This window comes from Roseibium algae, from assembly GCF_037783265.1.
GTDB lineage: Bacteria > Pseudomonadota > Alphaproteobacteria > Rhizobiales > Stappiaceae > Roseibium > Roseibium algae.
Genome location: NZ_JBAKIA010000004.1, coordinates 307,414 through 326,446, shown reverse-complemented (window position 1 = coordinate 326,446; position 19,033 = coordinate 307,414). Strand labels below are relative to the sequence as shown.

At 54.6% G+C, this 19,033-nt stretch carries 17 protein-coding genes; 7 read left to right on the top strand and 10 right to left on the bottom strand.

The window, feature by feature from the left end; all coding sequences use genetic code 11:
• Nucleotides 1–130 precede the first annotated feature (130 nt).
• The 4 genes from nthA (at nucleotide 131) to V6575_RS07860 (ending at nucleotide 2,345) form a co-directional block, all read left to right on the top strand.
• Nucleotides 131–784 carry a nitrile hydratase subunit alpha gene (gene nthA / locus V6575_RS07875; protein WP_340273711.1) on the top strand — a complete coding sequence of 218 codons (654 nt, stop codon included), beginning with the start codon at nucleotides 131–133 and terminating at the stop codon, nucleotides 782–784.
• The gene (gene nthB, locus V6575_RS07870) at nucleotides 781–1,440 is read left to right on the top strand and encodes a nitrile hydratase subunit beta (RefSeq protein WP_340273710.1); all 660 of its coding nucleotides are present in this window, start codon (nucleotides 781–783) and stop codon (nucleotides 1,438–1,440) included. The genes nthA and nthB overlap by 4 nt, the downstream gene beginning before the upstream one ends.
• Nucleotides 1,427–1,780 (top strand): nitrile hydratase accessory protein, encoded by a 354-nt coding sequence (locus V6575_RS07865; protein WP_340273708.1) that lies wholly within the window; start codon nucleotides 1,427–1,429, stop codon nucleotides 1,778–1,780. The genes nthB and V6575_RS07865 overlap by 14 nt, the downstream gene beginning before the upstream one ends.
• Before the next feature lie 112 nt (nucleotides 1,781–1,892).
• Nucleotides 1,893–2,345, top strand: coding sequence for a methyltransferase family protein (locus V6575_RS07860; RefSeq protein WP_340273706.1), 453 nt, complete (start codon nucleotides 1,893–1,895; stop codon nucleotides 2,343–2,345).
• Nucleotides 2,346–2,376: 31 nt separating this feature from the next.
• Here V6575_RS07860 and V6575_RS07855 read toward each other — a convergent pair whose 3' ends face one another.
• Nucleotides 2,377–3,267, bottom strand: a complete 891-nt coding sequence (locus V6575_RS07855; protein ID WP_340273705.1) for a LysR family transcriptional regulator — start codon at nucleotides 3,265–3,267, stop codon at nucleotides 2,377–2,379.
• Between the two features lie 98 nt (nucleotides 3,268–3,365).
• Here V6575_RS07855 and V6575_RS07850 point away from each other — a divergent pair, with 98 nt between their 5' ends.
• On the top strand, nucleotides 3,366–3,653 hold the full coding sequence (locus V6575_RS07850) for a DUF1330 domain-containing protein (RefSeq protein WP_340273704.1): 288 nt from the start codon (nucleotides 3,366–3,368) through the stop codon (nucleotides 3,651–3,653).
• 60 nt (nucleotides 3,654–3,713) lie between these two features.
• Here V6575_RS07850 and V6575_RS07845 read toward each other — a convergent pair whose 3' ends face one another.
• The 9 genes from V6575_RS07845 to V6575_RS07805 form a co-directional block, all read right to left on the bottom strand.
• The gene (locus tag V6575_RS07845; protein ID WP_340273703.1) at nucleotides 3,714–4,430 is read right to left on the bottom strand and encodes an MgtC/SapB family protein; all 717 of its coding nucleotides are present in this window, start codon (nucleotides 4,428–4,430) and stop codon (nucleotides 3,714–3,716) included.
• Nucleotides 4,431–4,482: 52 nt separating this feature from the next.
• On the bottom strand, nucleotides 4,483–5,073 hold the full coding sequence (locus V6575_RS07840; protein ID WP_340273702.1) for a class I SAM-dependent methyltransferase: 591 nt from the start codon (nucleotides 5,071–5,073) through the stop codon (nucleotides 4,483–4,485).
• A gap of 64 nt (nucleotides 5,074–5,137) precedes the next feature.
• Nucleotides 5,138–6,325 carry an ABC transporter permease gene (locus tag V6575_RS07835; RefSeq protein WP_340273700.1) on the bottom strand — a complete coding sequence of 396 codons (1,188 nt, stop codon included), beginning with the start codon at nucleotides 6,323–6,325 and terminating at the stop codon, nucleotides 5,138–5,140.
• Nucleotides 6,322–7,347 (bottom strand): ABC transporter permease, encoded by a 1,026-nt coding sequence (locus V6575_RS07830; protein WP_340273698.1) that lies wholly within the window; start codon nucleotides 7,345–7,347, stop codon nucleotides 6,322–6,324. The genes V6575_RS07835 and V6575_RS07830 overlap by 4 nt, the downstream gene beginning before the upstream one ends.
• A 124-nt stretch (nucleotides 7,348–7,471) precedes the next feature.
• Entirely contained in the window at nucleotides 7,472–9,367 is a 1,896-nt protein-coding gene (locus V6575_RS07825; protein WP_340273696.1) for an ABC transporter substrate-binding protein, read from the bottom strand.
• Nucleotides 9,364–11,250 (bottom strand): ABC transporter ATP-binding protein, encoded by a 1,887-nt coding sequence (locus V6575_RS07820; RefSeq protein WP_340273695.1) that lies wholly within the window; start codon nucleotides 11,248–11,250, stop codon nucleotides 9,364–9,366. Before V6575_RS07820 ends, V6575_RS07825 begins: the two co-directional genes overlap by 4 nt.
• Nucleotides 11,251–11,420: 170 nt before the next feature.
• Nucleotides 11,421–13,328 (bottom strand): adenylate/guanylate cyclase domain-containing protein, encoded by a 1,908-nt coding sequence (locus V6575_RS07815; protein WP_340273694.1) that lies wholly within the window; start codon nucleotides 13,326–13,328, stop codon nucleotides 11,421–11,423.
• Nucleotides 13,329–13,445: 117 nt separating this feature from the next.
• The gene (locus V6575_RS07810) at nucleotides 13,446–14,639 is read right to left on the bottom strand and encodes a CaiB/BaiF CoA transferase family protein (protein ID WP_340273693.1); all 1,194 of its coding nucleotides are present in this window, start codon (nucleotides 14,637–14,639) and stop codon (nucleotides 13,446–13,448) included.
• Between the two features lie 41 nt (nucleotides 14,640–14,680).
• Nucleotides 14,681–15,172, bottom strand: a complete 492-nt coding sequence (locus V6575_RS07805; protein WP_340273692.1) for a class I SAM-dependent methyltransferase — start codon at nucleotides 15,170–15,172, stop codon at nucleotides 14,681–14,683.
• Between the two features lie 153 nt (nucleotides 15,173–15,325).
• Between V6575_RS07805 and V6575_RS07800 the strand changes: the two genes are divergently transcribed.
• Complete coding sequence (locus V6575_RS07800) at nucleotides 15,326–16,162, top strand: alpha/beta hydrolase (protein ID WP_340273691.1); 837 nt, start codon at nucleotides 15,326–15,328, stop codon at nucleotides 16,160–16,162.
• 74 nt (nucleotides 16,163–16,236) lie between these two features.
• On the top strand, nucleotides 16,237–18,879 hold the full coding sequence (gene pepN / locus V6575_RS07795; RefSeq protein WP_340273690.1) for an aminopeptidase N: 2,643 nt from the start codon (nucleotides 16,237–16,239) through the stop codon (nucleotides 18,877–18,879).
• The last annotated feature ends 154 nt before the right edge of the window (nucleotides 18,880–19,033 follow it).

Below are 19,033 nucleotides of genomic sequence, written 5' to 3'. Positions count from 1 at the left end.
TCTGCTTGAGGGACGCCGCAAACAGCAGATTGTGACGAAAAAGCATACCGATCTTAACGACATGCCCTTGGCGAGGGACGCGCAATGATCATAGGATCTCAGGTGCTATTTTCTCGTCTCAGGAGTTTTCATGTCTGGCCACGATCACGATCACCATCATGCCCATGATCATTCCGAATTGTCCGAGACAGAGCTTCGGGTGCGGGCACTGGAAACACTGTTGACCGAGAAGGGCTATGTCGATCCGGCAGCGCTGGATGTCTTGATCGAGACCTATGAGACAAAAATCGGCCCGAAGAACGGCGCACGGGTCGTGGCGAAGGCCTGGAGCGATCCGGCCTATCGGGATCGGCTGCTGACAGATGCCACTGCGGCGATTGCCGAATTCGGCTTCACAGGCCGCCAAGGCGAGCACATGGTCGCAGTCGAGAACACGCCGGACAGCCACAACATGGTCGTTTGCACCCTGTGCTCCTGCTATCCGTGGACCGTGCTTGGCTTGCCGCCTGTCTGGTACAAATCCGCCCCTTATCGCTCGCGCACCGTTCGCGACCCAGGCAGCGTTCTGGCAGAATTCGGGGTCACCTTGCCCGCAGGTACTGACATTCGAGTCTGGGATTCGACAGCAGAAGTCCGTTATCTGATCATCCCAATGCGCCCTGCAGGAACGGAGGACTGGAGCGAAGACCAACTGGCAGAACTGGTCTCGCGCGACAGCATGATCGGCACAGCTCTTGCAACCCGGCCCGAAGATCTTTCAAACGACCTGGAGCCAACCCAATGAACGGCGCACAGGATCTCGGCGGCCAGATGGGCTTCGGCCCGATAGAGCTGGAGCCTAATGAGCCAAATTTTCATGGAAAATGGGAAGAACGCGCCTTTGCCATCACCCTGGCCATGGGCGCGACCGGTTCCTGGAACCTGGACGCCTCACGCTCTGCCCGCGAGAGTCTGCCCCCAGCAGAGTATCTGTCCTCCAGCTATTATGAGATCTGGACCAAGGGTTTGGAAAAACTCTGCCTTGGGGCTGACCTTATCTCCCAAGAAGAACTCGCAAACGGGCACATGAAAAACCCGGCCAAGCCGGTCAAGCGGGTTCTGAGTGCAGCAGACGTCGCCGCGACCCTTGCCAAAGGTGGCCCGGTCAACAGACCTGAAACAAGAGCTGCCTCCTATAAGATCGGTGACCCCATTCGCACCAAAGTCATGCACCCGGAAGGCCACACCCGCCTGCCGCGATATGCAAGAGGCTGTGTCGGCGTGATTGAGGCCATCCATGGTGTTCACGTTTTTCCCGACAACAACGCCGCTGGTACAGGAGAGGATCCGCAATGGCTTTATGGTGTTGTCTTCAATGGCCCCGACATTTGGGGGCCGGACGGCGATCCAAAGCTGACCCTTCGACTCGACCTATGGGAGCCTTATCTTGACCGTCTCTGATTTGGCATATACCGCAATCATCACCGCCTCCCCCGCCATCCCCATAGACGATAAAGGCCCGGTTTTCGCTGCGCCTTGGGAAGCACGAGTGTTCGCCATGACCCTTAAAGCCCATGAGGCCGGTGTTTTCACCTGGCCAGAATGGGCTCGAATGCTCGGCGCAGAACTGGCGTCAGATGCCCCTTCCAAGAGCTACTATGACCATTGGCTGGCAGCTTTCGAGAAACTACTGTCTGAAAAGGGTATAACGTCTCTCTCCGTCCTCAGCGATCTGCAGAACGCCTGGGACAAGGCCGCCCGCGCGACGCCTCATGGAGAACCGATTGAACTAAAACGTTAGAGGGCTTCCGAATTGACCTGGATCACCCAGTGTCCAGCTTAAAAAGCTAGAATACCCGGTGAGAGTTAAACTCAGCGCAAATCCTGACGATCATCAGATCAAGGAGCGATCAATGCAATTAAAGGTCCCACCGGTCTTCGTTTTCCTTGTTGCCGCTGTCTTGCTCGTAATCGGCGCAATGCTGCTGCCCGTTGGGGCCATTGCCTTTCCCGGACAAACCTTGCTCGCGGCAATCACGGCCTTGACCGGTCTTGGCATCGGTGTTCCCCCAGTTCGCAAATTTCGCAGTCGCCAAACCACCGTCAACCCGATGAATCCTGAAAACGCGACCAGCCTGGTCACGAGTGGAATTTATCGCTTCAGCCGCAATCCGATGTATCTGGGCCTCATGCTGATCCTGCTCGGCCTTGCACTCTATATTGGAAGTCTGACTGCTCTGGTGATCTTACCGGGGTTCATCTGGTACATGACAGAATTGCAGATCAAGCCGGAAGAAGAGCGGCTCTCCGAGATTTTTGGGATTGATTATCTGGACTATCGCGCTCGGGTTCGGCGCTGGATCTGATCTGCCTCGCAGTAGCGTTCCTCCGCAACTTTCAACGCCCGAGATAAAGCCCGGAGTTGGCCTTGAATTCATCTGCGGCAAAACGCATGAACTGACGAATCCGCTCGACGTTTTTCAAGTCCGGGTGGGTCAACACCCAAATGTCAAAATAACGGGAGAGTTCAAATCCCGGAACGCGCTCCAGGTCAGGATCCGGATCGCCGAGAAAACACGGCATTCGGCCAATGCCCATGCCTGCCCGAACGGCGGCATGCAAAGCAATCATGTCGTCGCAAACAACCGAGGTATAGGCATTTGGGAAACGTGCCCGGATGGCCTTCGGCGGTTCCTTGCCCCACCATTTGAAAGAGACGCAAGGGATTACTTCTGGCCCGTCGCTTTTCAATAACGCCTCGGCATGTTCGCGAAGAAAGGCCTTTGAGCCATAAAAGCCTCTGCTCTGACCGGTGGCAAGGCGTCCAAACAATCCCTCATCAGGACGGTCCGTCACACGGATGGCAACATCGGCCTCGCGGCGGGTCAGACTGAGAATTTCATTAGCGGCATTCATGGACAGCTCTATGCGCGGGTGACGCTCTTTGAAACGCGCCATGATGTCGGCCAGACCCGCCTGAAATATCAGCTGGGCTGCCGTGACCCTGAGCGGACCATCCAGCTCTGCGTCCTGTGCGGTGATCCGCGTGTCGAGCGCATGAAGCTCCGCCTCGATCCGGCGTGCACTTTCCACAGCCTCGGTTCCCGCAGGCGTCGGACTCAGCCCGTCCGGCAAGCGCTCAAACAGGCGGGTACCAATACGGGCTTCCAGCCCGGCCAAACGGCGTGACACTGTAGAGTGATTGACCGAGAGCCCGCGCGCAGCAGCAGACAAGCTGCCATACGTGGCAACGGCCAATACAAATTTCAAATCATCCCACTTATCCATAGCCTGTGCATTATTGCACAATCTGTTTTCATTTATCTGGAATTTTTCGCAAGGCTAAGTGGCGCTAGATTATGATCACACACAACGGAGAAAAAACCATGACCGTACAAGCCATTGCCCTGATCACTGTGACTAACAAGGATATCCTGGCAAAATACCGCGACGTCGCAGGACAGGCCCTCGCCAAACACGGCGGCAGAGTTGTTGCCGGAGATCCCGACCCCACTGTTCTGGAAGCTGCCTTTGACGCGCCGAATATTGCTGCCCTGCTTGAATTTCCATCGGTCGAAGCAGCTCAAAACTGGAGGAACGACCCGTCCCTTGCAGATATTCACGCCCTCAGGAATACGGGTGGCAAATCGACAATTGTTGTTCTGCCAAGCTGAGTTTCCCCGAACCGGTTACCCCTTACCTCAGAGACTTGCCGCATTCAGCTTCGGCAAGTTTCAATCGACCGTACTGACTTCACGGCGAGCACGGTGCACGCCGTCCAGTAAGCGGATCGCACCAAGTGCCTTGTCCAGTTCGCTCGGAGCCACTGACGTAGAAACCAGAAAGGCTATAATCTCGACAACGCCGCCGTATAATTGTTCGGTCTTAATATCGGCCACAGGATAACGCGCTCTGTTGAGCTCTAAAATCAGCTGCTCACGGACTTCGGACACATGCTGGGCGTCAGTGATCACATAGATCTCGTGGTTGGCTTCCGCATCCTCAAGATCAATCGGCGCACGATGGATCGCCTTGACAAGCGGCCGAAGCAGCGTGTTTCCAGCAATAATGAACACAGCAACCAGAAAAGCTTCCGCGACCCGGTCAGCACCGGCACAACAGCCAACAGCTGCAGATGCCCATAGGGTTGCCGCTGTGTTCAGACCGCGGACATCGCCGCCGTCCTTCATAATCACACCGGCCCCCAGGAAGCCAATGCCCGAGACCACATAGGAGATCACCCGGGCGGCCCCATCTGCATCCGCAACCAGATAGGCCAAGTCAACGAAAGCCGCCGCGCCGACAGCCACCAGAACATTGGTGCGCAATCCGGCACTGCGCTGACGGTACTGTCGTTCTGCACCGATGGCCGTGCCAAGAATGAACGCGACTGCAAGGCTCATGAAGCTGTTGAAGAACGCGCCTACATCAAATGCTTCAATCATCGCCATAGGATCTGTATCCGCTGCTCACAAGAACCGTTTCGCGTTCTTAAACCGGTGATCAGACCGGCTTGACCAGTCGCATGCGCCAAGTGACGTTTTTCTTGTCTGACCCAAGACGGTAGTCGTCCAGGACATCCCATTTGGTCTCGTCGTCGGTGGCCTCCCAGAGCTTGGCGATCAGCTTGTTCGCACCGCTCTCAGGCCGCTTTGGCGAATACATCGACAGGGCGATGACACCACCGGGCTTCAGGAACGGCACGTAGCGGGCCACGACCGCAGCAGGGTCATCTGCAAAATGCAGCACTTCGTTGAAAACGATAGCGGAAAACGTCTCGCCATCCTTCGGCTCAAAGCCATGCATATCGCCGGCACGCAGAGATGCGATTTCAGGATCGACGTTGGCTATTTCAAGAGCGGCAGGAGCCAGATCCATACCAACATAGCGCTTGATACCCATAGGCTGGAGGCGCTCATAGAGCAGACCTTCACCGCAGCCAATATCCAGAACTTCGTCCATGGACTTGGTCAGGTTCAACCACATGCCGATGATGCCATAACGGCCACTTTCTGGAAGTGATCTCAGGAAGGCCCAGCGGCCCGCTTCATATTCCTCGTCCCACCCTTCGGCAGTGCTGGCATTCTTAGACATGGGAACTCCGGTAGCTTGCGCAGCAACATGTCCGTTGTTGCGTCGATTCAAGATCTTGTCACGATCACTTATAGGGATCAGCCGCGTCGCGCAAACCATCGCCGAGGAAATTAAACGCCAAGACCACGATGATAATGGGAAGGACCGGCGCCATCAGCCATGGATAGACCGTAATGACAGAAATGTTCTGCGCTTCATTCAGCAAAACGCCCCATGACACAGATGGTCGGCGCAGACCCAAATTGAGGAACGAAAGCGCTGTTTCGCCGAGGATCATCGAGGGAATTGAAAGCGTTGCGGACGCGATGATGTGGCTGGTGAAGCCAGGCAAAAGATGACGGGTGATCACCCGTTTGGGCTTGGCCCCCATCAGAACGGCAGCGCGGGCATATTCCTCCTCGCGCAAGGACAACAACTTGGAACGAACGGCTCTGGCAAGCCCCGGCCAGTCCAACAATCCGAGAATTAGGGTCAGGCCAAAGTAAATCCAGACTGGTGCCCAAGTCACCGGCAATGCTGCAGACAGGGCCATCCAGAGCGGCAATTCGGGCAAGGACCGCATGATCTCGATCAAACGCTGGATCAAACTGTCGGCAATGCCCCCGAAATATCCGGCAATACCACCGAAAAACAGGCCCAAAACAATGGAAATCGCAACACCGACAAGTCCAACGGTCAGCGAAAGGCGGGCGCCATAAATTAGGCCGGAAAACTGATCACGGCCCAGACGGTCGGTTCCAAGCAGGAACAAGGTGCCACCCTCTGCTGGGCAGACCAGATGGAAATCTGCGGTGAACAGATTCCAAAAGCGGTAGTTCACGCCCCTGCAGAAGAAGCGCAGTTTTTGGACTTTCGTTTTATCGTCCGTGAAAACCCACTTCAGGTTCACCATGTCGACTTCAGACTTCATCCCATAAACGAACGGCCCAACGAACTCGCCCTCATGGAAGAGATGCAATGGCTGAGGCGGAGCATACAAATGCAGACTGTCGCGGGTGTTTGGCGTATAGGGCGCGATCTGCTCTGCAAATGGCACGCACAGGTAAAACAGGATCAGCACCACACCAGACCAGACAGCAACCTTGTGGCGCTTGAATTTCCACCACATGATCTGCCACTGGGACGCCTGGTAATACCGTTCCTGTTCAGGGTTCAGGTCTTCGGTTTCCGTCGGATTGAATGGTGTCGGGTCAACATAGTGCTCAACGCTGTCGGCAGATCCGGTGTTTTTTCCGTCTTCGCTCGTGCTCATGATGATGCCCTCCCGCCCAGTCGGATACGGGGATCAAGCACTGCCAGCAGCAGGTCGGATACCAACATGCCTATCAACGTCAGGACGGCAACAAACAGCAGGATGAAGCCGGCCAGAAACTGATCCTGGCTCTGCAACGCAGACAGAAGGATCGGACCAACTGTCGGCAAATTCAACACCACTGACACAATAACCGAGCCGGACACCATGGACGGGATCAGATTTCCAATGTCGGCGATGAACGGGTTAAGAGCCATGCGCAGAGGATATTTAGTCAGCAGTTTCCGTTCGCTCAGGCCTTTGGCCCTGCCGGTGGTGACGTATTGTTTGTGAAGTTCATCCAGAAGATTGGCCCGCAGGCGGCGGATCATGGCGGCCGTTCCCGATGTCCCGATCACAATCGTCGGGACGATCAGATGGGCCAGCACAGACATCGCCTTGTCAAAACTCCAAGGCCGATCAATATACTGTGGGGCCATCAGTCCGCCGACGGACAGGCCAAACCACTTGTTGAACAGATACAGCAGGATCAAGCCGAGTAGGAAATTGGGGACGGCAAGACCGATATAACCCAGGAAGGTGAAGCCATAATCCCCCCAAGAATACTGGCGCGTTGCCGAATAAATCCCAATCGGGAACGAGACGATGTAAACGAAGAGGATGGTTGTGAAATTCAGCACGACGGTCAGCGGCAATGTCGGGCCCACGATATCCGACACCGGCTTGTCGAACTCGAACGACCAACCCCAATTTCCTTGGATCAAACCGTCAAAACCGTGCGGACCGGACCATAGTCCAACCCAGATCAGGTAACGTTCGAAAAACGGGCGATCGAGCGCGAACTCCTTGCGCAGGAATTCCAGCTTGCCGATAGAAGAAGATTCCCCGGTCGATTTCAACGCTGCAATCTGATTTGAAATATAATCGCCCGCAGGAAGTTCTATAATAAAAAACGTCAGAAAGCTGATGACAAACAACGTCGGGATCATCGCAAGGATCCGGCGTGTTATGTATTGCAACATGTAAATTCCCCAGCGTCCTCAACCCATCAGCGGGTCTTTTAGTCTAATAGTCTCTAATTTCAAAACAGGCCCGCCCAGTCTTTAAATGGACCGGGCAGGCAAATGTCATTGGTCAAATCTGACCTTAGCGGGCCTTATCATCCAGATAGAACTCATCCATCCGGTGCATGCCGAAATGGGCACCAGGATCCCAGCCATAGATGGCAGTCAGCGGAACATTCTCCACGCCGTTGACAACAACAGGCTGAGGCACTTCAGAAACCAGACCGATATGGATGGTCTCTTCTGCGTGGATGTCCAGCATTTCGCCCCAAAGCTTTGTCCGTTCTTCCTTTGAAGTGGACACAAGCCAGGCATTATAGAGTTCCATCAGACGCACCGCAGGTGGCCAATCCGGCTTCTCTCCGCCTTCTCCATGGGTCTCATAGTAATCGCCCCAGGCATTCCAGGAGAATGCATTGCCATGGGTCGGCGCGAAATCTTCTGGCGGCATATCAGACGTCGGAATGCCGTTTTCGAAGCCCCACCAGACCGACATGACAAGATCACCGGTAATCGCACGTTCACGCAGGATATCGCGCTGGCTCGGCTTGATGTAAAGCTTGATGCCCAGCTCACGCCATGTCTCGGCAACCAACTCCAGCGCATCAGCCTGCGCCTGAACCTCACCTGAAGTCTCGACAATGATTTCCAGCGGACGACCATCGGGCATAAGACGAAGTCCTTCGCCATTGCGGTCAGTCAAGCCGATCTCATCCAGCAACGCATTGGCCTGCTCCGGATCATAGCTCGCCCATTTGGTGAGATAGTCGGCTTTATAAAGTGGGCTGGCACTCAGGACCGTATCATTGCCGGACTTTCCCAGACCAAAATAAAGCGTCCGGTTGATCATATCGCGATCAATACCCAGCGACAGGGCATGACGGAACCGCGTGTCCCGCAACAACTTGCGCCAAACCGGATCCTTTACGGTGAGGTTTGGCAGGATCGAGATTTCCGATCCCTTGGCATTTGCCCAGAGTGCGGTCGTATAACCTTGAGAGCCTTCGCCCTGCTTCAGAACCGTGATATCAGAGAAAGACAGGTTCCGAGCCTGCAAATCACTTTCACCAGCCTGTGTCTTGGCGGCGATCAGCTTCTTGTCGGCCACCGTCATGATCACCTTGTCGATGTAAGGCAGCTGCTGGCCTGTGGTATCGACCCGATGATAGAATGGATTGCGCTCCAGAACGAACCGGCGATCACTATCATCAGAGATGCGCACCCATGGCTGCAAGGAAGGCAGATCCGGATTACGGGCGTTGTACATGTCGTCTTTTTTGTTGTGCAACGGGGCCCAACTGCGTGCTTTCACCTCGGCAGCGGCCTTTTTAATGAAATCGGGATCCCCGAACTTCGGATTGAACTGCTTCAGGTAATGCGCCGGACGATAGATGAAGGGCGGACGAGCCTTGGCCAATTCAGGCAGGAACAGCGGGTTTGGATCGTCCCAGCTGAAACGGACGGAGGTGTCACTCAGAACTTCAAATTTCGGAGGCTTTCCGCCCGCCAGAAGAAACGGCGGCAAGCCTGAAGGGTTCAGCTCTTCATTGAGAGCGATTTCCTCGTAATAATAGCGGAAGTCTTCTGCAGTGAAGGGATGGCCATCGGACCACTTGTGACCTTCGCGCAAATTCAGCGTAAAGGCCCGTCCGTCTTCAACATCAACGCTTTCCAGCAGATCAGGAACCAGTTCCAAGTCTTCTGTATAGCCAACCAACCGGGCATAGCCCCAGACATTGATCAGGCGCACATCCTTGGACCGGCCAATCAGCGTATCAAGAGCCCCACCATGAGTTCCGACCGTGCGACCCGTGGCTTCCATATCGACCACAAGAGGCTCACTTGGCAGTCGTTCAGCAACCGGCGGCAAGCTTGCATCAAGACCGGGCGTCTCCTTCAGCTCCAGAGCCGATACCGAAGATGTAGCAAGCGATGTCGCAACAAGCGCGCAAGCTCCCAACCCCTTCCAAAAATTCATGCTGCAGTCCCCCTGATTGCACCGGAATTTTCCATTCCTGGTGCACAAACAAAATGATCTTTTTCAAGTTCAACAAGCGTCGGCGCAGTGCCATCAACCAGCCTGAACGGCTCCGGCCACGAGCCTGGATCGGACGCACGCTGCTCTCCCAATGCGGAAAAATCCAGTGGTGTGTCTAGATCCGGCGCGGGCACTGCCGAAAGGAGTGCTTTGGTGTAAGGATGTAACGGGTTGGTGACAATCTCGCGGGTTTCTCCGATTTCCACCACACGTCCCCGGCACATGACCGCAACCCGGTCAGCGATGTAATCGATCACCGCAAGGTTATGACTGACGAACAAATATGTCAGGTTCAGATCACGCTTCAAATCCTGAAGCAGGTTCAGGACTTGGGCTTGGACAGACACATCAAGTGCCGATGTCGGCTCATCACACAACAGGAACTCAGGATTTAACGCAAGCGCCCGCGCGATGCCTATACGTTGGCGCTGACCACCGGAAAAGGAATGCGGGTAACGGCGCAAATACCGTGCATCAAGACCGACGAGGTTCATCAAGGTCCGGGCACGCTCTGCCTGCTCCTCGGCCGTGCCAATATTATGGATTTGCAGCGGCTCAGTCAGAATATCATTGACCGTCATACGTGGATTAAGCGACGAAAACGGGTCCTGGAAAATCAGCTGAACGCGACGCCGGAAATCCATGAGGTCACCGCCAGAAAGGTCGGCAATGTTACTCAAACCGTCCCCGCTGTTATAAAATACCTGGCCTTCATTCAGATTGATCGCCCTGAGGATCGCCTTGGCAGCCGTCGTCTTGCCCGATCCAGACTCTCCCACCAAGCCGAGACATTCACCGCGACGGATGGTCAGGTTAATGCAATCCAGTGCCGTCAAGGATGCGGGCTTTGATCCAAACAACCCGCCCTTGCGCAGCGTGAAACGCTTTGTCGCATTGCGAACCTGGACCAGAGGCTGGCCAGGTTCAACCGTGCAGTCGATCCGGCTCTTTTTCAGATCATCGGCATGAACTTCAATCGGCCGGATCGGAACCAGACGCTCGTTCTTTTCCATGTGAAAGCTTGGAACAGCATTCAGCAGAGCCTTGAGATAATCATGCTGGGGGTTGGTGAAGATCTGTTTGGCCGAGCCCTTTTCCATGATCTTGCCGTGATAAATCACAACGACTTCATCAGCCATATTGGCTACGACGCCAAAATCATGGGTGATCATCAGCACGGACATTTCCAGCTCGGACTGGACTTCCTTGATGAGTTTCAGGATTTCCGCCTGGATTGTCACATCAAGAGCGGTGGTCGGCTCATCGGCAATCAAAAGCGCTGGACGGCAAATCATCGCCATGGCGATCATAGCGCGCTGACGCAATCCGCCGGACAGTTCAAAGGGATACGCATCCAAAGACTGGGCAGGATCGGGGAACTGGACCAGCCGAAGCATTTCCTTGGTCAGCTCGCGCGCCTCGGCAGAACCAACTCCGCGATGAAGCAATGCTGCCTCGCCAATCTGATCGCCAATAGTGTGCAGGGGCGACAGGGACGTCATCGGCTCCTGAAAGATAATCGCGACCTGATTGCCACGCAGATGGCGCATCTGCGGGCCCTTGCGGTCTAGCTTCGTAATATCGACTGACGGCTCACTGCCGCGAGGATCTGTCAGGATGATACTGCCCGACGACACACTTGCAGATGGCGGCATCAGCCCCATAATGGCTTGGGAAATAACGGTCTTGCCGGACCCGGACTCTCCAACAAGAGCCACAGTCTTGTTCTGCGGAACAGAAAAGGAAACATTGTCCACGGCCCGGACACGTCCTTCGTCCGTGTTGAAATCGACAGTCAAACCATCGATCGACAGAACATTCACAGCATTACTCCCCCTCAGTAATATTTCATCTAAATTCAGGAGCAGTAAACACCTGCCTCCGCAGCCAAGACAACCACGAATCCCAATCACTTAGCAACGAAAAATACTAATATAGGAGAAGTGTGACAAAGATCACATTCTTAAACACAATAAGCCTTGCTCAAACCTGTTCAGGCAGCAGTCGTTGAGACAGCTGCGACTGCGTCACCAGTAGTTGCAAACGGATCCAGTTTCCAGACGTCCAGCTTGGTCGAACGACCGCGCAGGACAAACTCTCCCACACGCTCCTCGCCCTGCTCTCCGGGCAATTGCGAAGCGGTATCCGCACTGGCGAGGATCACCACTTCATCGTTTGCTCCAACCTCGCGGCCAAGAGCCTGCAGCCGATCCGTGACATTCACTGTGTCGCCGACAACCGTGTAATTCCAGCGGTCCAAAGCACCAACGTTGCCAACAACAGCTGTTCCTGTGTGAATTCCCATTCGCAAACGGACACGACTGTGCCCCTGCGCCTCGGCTTTGTCATTACAAAGTACAAGGGCAGACGCAATGCTTCTGGCCGTGCGCACAGCTGCCGCAGCATGGTCCGCACGGGCATCCGGCGCGCCCCAAAATGCCAACATGCCGTCGCCTATAAACTTATCGACCGTGCCACCTTCGTTTTCGACAGCCTCGACCAAAATAGAGAAGTGCTCATTGAGGTAGCTTGCCGTCTCTGTGGCGCTCATGTGCTCTGACAGTGCCGTAAAGCCAACGATATCAGTAAACAGGATGGTCAATTCGGCCTCGCGCGCACCTGCAGCCTCCTGGCCACCAAGACGCATCAGCTTGGAAAACAGCGAACGGGGCACATAAATGTTCATCGCCTTCAGACCCTCAACCATTGAGTTGAAGGCAAGCGCCACCTGGTCAAGCTCTTGCACGCGGCTGCGCGGCAACGGCACCACCTCATCCAGCGAAAGTTTCCCGACATGCTCGGACTGTATGGCCAGCTTTTTCAAAGGACTCGCCACTCGACGACCAATCCAGATAGCAATCAGAACGGCTACAATCAGAGCTCCAAGACCGACAACAGCCGATCCTCGAAGGCGGTGCACTTCTCTCGATATGGTGACACCCCGGAAATACTGGCCAATCACCCAAGGCTTATCGGAATACCCAGGTATGACCGACCGCATCACGATGAAATTATCTCTCGGAGTATTAACATCGGATACTTCAATGCCCAGCTTGGCGGCTTTTTGAAAGGTCTCAAGGCGTACGCCACTTCCCAAGCCTGCCAGAACCGGATCACCAAGTTCACTTATCGCAACGGGAAGTTTCTTTTCAGCAACATTCCCCGTCTGAAAAACGTCCATGTCTGAATGCACGATAACCTGGTCGCCGCTGGCGATGATAAAAGTTGTCGTATCCTCGCCCTCATCAAGAGAGCGAATGACTTCACCAAGCCCCTTGATAGAGCTGGCAGCCGTCAACGATCCAAACATCTTGCCATCACGAACAAGGGGAACCGACACATTGCTGTATTGACCTATATCACTGTGCACCAGTGCGCCCCAGGTTGGGCCACTGTCAGCTGTCAGCTTCGGCAAGGTATAGGTCTTTTCGCCGCCAACAGGAATCTGACGCTTGAATGGCCAAAGTTTGCCGTTTTGAGCCTTGTAGACACCGAAGCTGTCGCCTTTGAGGTCCGTTAGAACGACCACGTTGATTCTGTTGTTTGTCGAAATGGCAACCGACAGCTTGTTCAGGGTCTCATCAATGTTGTCGAACCCCATCGTGCCGTCATCAAAAAACGGTTTCAAATCAATGACAGCTTGCTCGACCGACTGAAAATGATCGCGCAATTGGCGATCCATGGACTGAGTTATCAGGATCGCCTTGTCATTGAGAAGGGAAAACGTGTTCTTGAAATTCGCCAAAACCGACAGATACAGAACGAGCGCAAGCGCAATGGCAACAAAGCCACCAAAGCCAAAGGAGATAATCCGGGTCAGCGGCATGTTCAGCCGACCTCTGCGTTTTTTGCCTTTGATCTTGGAAACAACGTCCATGTGCTTTTGCTTTTCTCCTGCCATTTGGATCTCAACATACAACGCCGTGGTTTCGCAGTCGTCTGAAATACGCAGCAGCTACAGTCCTGTTACACTTTAGGACAATTCAGGCAACATCCAAAGAGAACCGCATTCGCCCTGTCAGCCGTTATCGTTGGCGCTGCGTGGCGGCAAACCGATCTCAGCCAAAATTTCATCTGTGTGCTCACCCAGTTTAGGGGCGGCTTTTTCCAACACCAACTCACTGCTTGAAAAGCGGATCGGTGTTCGAACAGACGATACCTGCCCCCCCTTCACACCGGTTGCAGGCAGGTCCACACGCATTTCGCGGTGCTCAATATGTGGATCATTAAAGACATCAGAGACCGCATTGATCGGACCAGCGGGCACACCCTTGGCTTCCAGCGCGGATAAAAGTCCGTCACGGGTGAACTTCGCTGTTTCAGCCAGCAACATCGGCACCAGATCATCTCGGGCAGCAACCCTGGCAGCGTTGGTCGCAAACGCAGGATTGTTCGGCAAGTCCGGCAGATTCAGCACATCGCACAGCTTTGCGAACTGGCCATCATTGCCAACAGCGATAATCAAATGACCGTCGGAGGCTGGAAACACCTGATAAGGCACGATGTTGGGATGAGAATTGCCCAACCGCTTCGGCGATTTGCCAGAGACAAAATAATTCAGCGCCTGATTGGCCAGGACGCCCGTCAGGGAATCCAGCAGGGCCATATCAACATGCTCGCCAACGCCAGTGTCATCGCGTCTTCTGAGCGCAGCCAGCACTCCGATCACACCATAAAGGCCCGTGAAAATATCGGCAAAGGCAACGCCGATCTTCTGCGGCTCTCCCTCAGGATCGCCGGTGAGGTCCATGATGCCGCCCATGCCCTGGATCATGAAATCATAACCTGCGCGATGGGCATATGGCCCATCCTGACCAAAGCCTGTGACGGAGCAATAGACCAGCCGCGGGTTGATTTCTTTCAGGCTGTCGTAATCAAGACCATATTTTTCCAGGCCGCCAACCTTGAAATTTTCGACCAGAATATCAGCATCAGAGATCAAACGCCTTACGATGTCCTGACCTTCAGGGGTCCGGAAATCAACCGTGATCGAGCGTTTGCCGCGATTGCATGAATGAAAATATGCAGCATCTCCAGCGGAGCCGTCCTCGTCTTCCATGAAGGGCGGGCCCCAACCGCGGGTATCGTCACCGGATGGGCTTTCCACCTTGATCACGTCAGCGCCAAGATCGGCAAGCGTCTGCCCCACCCAAGGACCAGCCAGAATGCGAGCAAGTTCCACCACTTTTACGCCCATCAAGGGTGCAGTCATGACGATCTCCTAACGGTTTTCCGAGCGCCGACAAAGGCTACTCAGCCGTTCTTCTTGTAAAGATGATACCGGCCCGGGCGAATGCCTTCCGGTTTTTCGAGAGTTTGAAAGTCCGCCAATTCCAGCGCAAGGCCAGACAGTACATACCCGCCCGGTTTTGTATGCAAATCAATCAAGGGCGACAACCACGAAGAGGTTGCTAGGTCCATTGTCGGATCGCCTGAACCCAAGTCACAGTGAATGAAGGCTGCTTGGCCTCCAATGCGCGGACCACAAAACGCCAGCGTATCGCGGATTTCGCCGAAGATCATATGATCGCCATCGGGAATACAGCTTGGATGGCAGGCCAGATCCCGGTCGAACACGAAGATTTCACGATCAGACAGGATTTCGCGGATGTGATCATAAGTCCGCCCATTGCCCAAGCCCAATTCAAGAACCGGTCCATCGACAGACTTTACCTTCTCGGCAACATCCTCAAGAAGGATTTTCTGGGCGGTCAGGCGACGGATAAAGCTGTCTAGGCGACTCATTCGATATTCCTGTTTGTTCAAGATGGCTTGTGTCTTAACGCGGCTCCAGTCCAAGGTCAAAACCACTTGAGCAAAACAATCCGACAACGACCTCAGCCTTGCACAGCCGGATGCTGCCGTGCTTCAAGGTCCTCCGCAATTAGGGAGCCGGCAATGATGGAAATTCAGCGCGACATGGAAGCTCAATATAACAACCGGGCGCGCGTGCCAGAGCATCCAGCGCTAATCGCAGGCTGGACGTCGGACGCTCAATCCTATCGCGATGAACGCCGCTCAGATGCCCAACTGGATCAGACCTATGGCGGCAAGCCACGGCAGACCTATGACTTCTTCCCAGCTAGGCCTAAAACAACGAAGCGCAGCAGAACGGCTGTTTTCATTCATGGCGGCTACTGGCAGGCGCTCGACAAAAGTTTCTTTTCCCATATAGCCAAGGGACTGAATGCCCATGGCTATGACGTGGCCATCGTCAACTACAGCCTCTGCCCTGATGTCAGCATCCATGACATTGTCAGTGAAATGCAGCTGCTGGCAGAAGAGGTCTACAGTCGGTGCCAAAAACCTCTGCTCGTCTTTGGGCATTCAGCAGGTGGTCATCTGGCGGCAATGCTGATGGCGACGGATTGGGTTGCGCGAGGACTGCCCAAAGACCTTGTTGATCGCGTCATGCCGATATCCGGCCTGTTCGATCTGACTCCACTGCTGAGCACAAGCATCAACGACGCCCTTAACATGAGCGCGCAAGACGCTCAGTCCGCCTCTCCCCTTTATGGGATAAAGCCGACTTCCGGTCGGTTTATTGCTGTTGTTGGCGGAGATGAATCTTCAGAATATCTGAGGCAAAGTCGTCAGCTCACAGAAGAATGGGCAGCAGAAGAGCTTTCCGGCACTCTGGACATTCAAGCTGGTGCCAACCATTTTAACATAATCAATCCACTCGCAGTGCAAGACAGCCCGCTGACATCCGCACTCGCCTTACTGGGTGAATAAGCTGGCTACACCTAGCGTCACCGCCAACATCCAACCGGTCACAGATCATAACGATCCACAATAAGGAAACATCCATGCGCCCTGAAACGGCAGTTGCCATTCGTCTGGAGGATTATGCGTCTGCTCCCTACAGGATCGATACGGTTGACCTGGACATCCAGCTAAACCCGCGCGCCGCGACAATCACCGCGCGTCTGGCGATCTCCCGCCAGGACGGAACGCCAGAAGGCACAGATCTGGTTCTGGATGGGGATGCCCTGGAGCTGTTCGGCCTGGCCATCGACGGCCTGCCGCTGACCCAGGACCGCTACACGGTCACACCGGATAAATTGACGCTGAATGAAGTGCCGACACACCCCTTCGTGCTCGAAATCGTGACCCGGATCAATCCGGATGCCAATACAGAGCTGATGGGGCTTTACCGGTCTTCGGGCACCTATTGCACCCAGTGCGAGGCCGAGGGCTTTCGCTGCATCACCTATTTCCTGGACCGCCCGGATGTTCTGTCAGTCTACACAACACGGATCGAGGCACGTAAAGGCGAAGCGCCTGTGCTTTTGGGCAATGGCAATCTGATACAGAGTGGAGACCTGCCAGGCACAGACAGGCATTTTGCTGTCTGGCACGATCCGCACCCGAAACCGTCCTATCTCTTTGCCATGGTTGCAGGCGATCTGGCCCATGTTGCCGATACATTCGTCACCAGCTCAGGGCGCGAAGTTGATCTGAAGATATACGTCGAGCATGGCCGTGAGAACCGCTGTGCATGGGCCATGGACAGCCTGAAGCGTTCGATGAAATGGGACGAAGAGGTTTTCGGGTGCGAGTATGATCTCGACATCTTCAACATTGTCGCAGTCTCCGATTTCAACATGGGCGCAATGGAGAACAAAGGGCTCAACATCTTCAATGACAAATACGTCCTTGCAGACCCGGAAACAGCGACTGATCAGGACTACGCCAACATCGAGGCCGTCATTGCCCATGAGTATTTCCATAACTGGACAGGCAACCGGATCACGTGTCGGGACTGGTTCCAGCTCTGCCTGAAGGAAGGTCTAACAGTCTTCCGTGATCAGGAATTTTCTTCAAACATGCGCTCGCGCCCAGTAAAGCGAATTTCAGACGTCAGGTTACTGAAATCACACCAGTTCCCCGAGGATGCCGGACCTCTGGCGCATCCGGTCAGGCCGCGTAAATACACGGAAATCAACAATTTCTACACGGCAACCGTCTATGAAAAGGGCGCAGAAGTCGTGCGGATGTTGAAGACCCTTCTGGGTCCGGACGGCTTCCGGAAAGGTATGGATCTCTATTTCGAGCGCCATGATGGCGAGGCCACGACCATTGAGGCGTTTTTGGCGTGTTTCTCAGAGGCAACATCGACCGACCTTGGACAGTTTGCCCGCTGGTACGAACAGGCAGGTACTCCACAGGTCGATGTCAAAAGCCAGTACAACGCTGCTTCCGGAGATCTCACTCTTGAAATCAACCAGATGATTTCGCCTCTGCCAGGCCAGCCATCCAGTGACCCTTCTGTGATCCCGCTTCGCTTCGGACTGATCGGCCCCAATGGAGACGACATGCCCCCAAGCAGCGTCACCGGCGCAAAGGTTCAGGGCGACGTATTGATCCTCGAAGATAAAACCCAGAGCGTCACATTCTCCGGGCTGCCCAGCAAGCCAGTGCTCTCGCTGCTGCGCGGCTTCTCAGCCCCCGTGCAGCTTGAAGCGCATCAAAGTGCTGACGATCTTTTGTTTCTTGCACGCCAGGACTGCGATCCGTTCAACCGCTGGCAGGCGCTGCAGACACGGGCAACACAAGACCTGATCAGCCTTGCAGCAAAAGCTGTAGCGAACCAGCCCTTGAAAGCTGACCCGCAGCTGGTGGATGCGTTTGGCGATGTGTTGACGAATGAAGACCTGGACCCAGCCTTTCGCGCACTTGCACTTCAACTGCCCAGCGAAGCAGATCTTGCCCGGGACACGGGCATGAACGTTGATCCGGACGCTATATCCGCAGCCCGCTCGACCCTTCGGAAGGCCCTTGGGTCAGCCCACGCAAATGCGTTCAAGTCAGCCATGAGCAACCGACCAACAGGCACATTCAGCCCGGATGCGGCGAATGCAGGTCAACGCGCTCTGGCGAACCAGGCACTTGGCTATTACGCTGCCTCAGGAGAAAACGACATTGAAGCCGTCTTGACCAATGCTTTTGACAGGGCGGACAACATGACGGACCTCATCGCAGCGCTCACCCTTCTGGTTCATGACGGACTGCCTAGTGCTGAGCAAAGGCTTGAGGCGTTCCGCAAGCGCCATGAGGACACGTCGCTCGCAATGGACAAATGGTTCATGGTGCAGGCAACAGCAGCCCTCGCCGACGGCCTGGAGCGGGTCAAGGCTCTTACAGCTCATCCGCTGTTTGATTTTGCCAATCCGAATCGCGTTCGATCACTGGTGCACGCCTTTGCGACCGGCAACCCTACGCAGTTCGCCCGGATTGACGGATCAGGCTTTGAATTTGTTGCGGATAATGTGATTGCAATTGACCAGCGTAATCCACAGGTCGCTTCTCGGCTCTTGACTTGTTTCAGATCTTGGCGTGCTTACGAAAAAACCAGATCTGCCCATGCGGAAGCTCAACTTCTGCGAATCTCTTCTGCGGAAAAACTGTCTCGAGACAGCCGTGACATCGTAGAACGTTGCTTGCAATAGTTGAGACAACTGCAAAAGGTTAACGTAAATGCAAATAATGGCAAATTGCGTTAACCATTTTTTTCTTCAGCCCCTCTAGACAAAACTCAAACCTTGGATTCAAATGAACTGATTCGGTGGGCAGAAAGTTCATTGGTCGAGACTTCATATCATT

Bases quoted from the DNA above. Each gene is read 5' to 3' on its own strand.
- V6575_RS07845 (WP_340273703.1), bottom strand. From the start codon at position 4,430: ATGGCGATGATTGAAGCATTTGATGTAGGCGCGTTCTTCAACAGCTTC.
- V6575_RS07810 (WP_340273693.1), bottom strand. From the start codon at position 14,639: ATGACTGCACCCTTGATGGGCGTAAAAGTGGTGGAACTTGCTCGCATT.
- V6575_RS07800 (WP_340273691.1), top strand. From the start codon at position 15,326: ATGATGGAAATTCAGCGCGACATGGAAGCTCAATATAACAACCGGGCG.
- V6575_RS07860 (WP_340273706.1), top strand. From the start codon at position 1,893: ATGCAATTAAAGGTCCCACCGGTCTTCGTTTTCCTTGTTGCCGCTGTC.
- V6575_RS07835 (WP_340273700.1), bottom strand. From the start codon at position 6,325: ATGAGCACGAGCGAAGACGGAAAAAACACCGGATCTGCCGACAGCGTT.
- V6575_RS07850 (WP_340273704.1), top strand. From the start codon at position 3,366: ATGACCGTACAAGCCATTGCCCTGATCACTGTGACTAACAAGGATATC.
- pepN (WP_340273690.1), top strand. From the start codon at position 16,237: ATGCGCCCTGAAACGGCAGTTGCCATTCGTCTGGAGGATTATGCGTCT.
- V6575_RS07825 (WP_340273696.1), bottom strand. From the start codon at position 9,367: ATGAATTTTTGGAAGGGGTTGGGAGCTTGCGCGCTTGTTGCGACATCG.
- V6575_RS07815 (WP_340273694.1), bottom strand. From the start codon at position 13,328: ATGGCAGGAGAAAAGCAAAAGCACATGGACGTTGTTTCCAAGATCAAA.
- nthB (WP_340273710.1), top strand. From the start codon at position 781: ATGAACGGCGCACAGGATCTCGGCGGCCAGATGGGCTTCGGCCCGATA.
- V6575_RS07840 (WP_340273702.1), bottom strand. From the start codon at position 5,073: ATGTCTAAGAATGCCAGCACTGCCGAAGGGTGGGACGAGGAATATGAA.
- nthA (WP_340273711.1), top strand. From the start codon at position 131: ATGTCTGGCCACGATCACGATCACCATCATGCCCATGATCATTCCGAA.
- V6575_RS07805 (WP_340273692.1), bottom strand. From the start codon at position 15,172: ATGAGTCGCCTAGACAGCTTTATCCGTCGCCTGACCGCCCAGAAAATC.
- V6575_RS07855 (WP_340273705.1), bottom strand. From the start codon at position 3,267: ATGGATAAGTGGGATGATTTGAAATTTGTATTGGCCGTTGCCACGTAT.
- V6575_RS07830 (WP_340273698.1), bottom strand. From the start codon at position 7,347: ATGTTGCAATACATAACACGCCGGATCCTTGCGATGATCCCGACGTTG.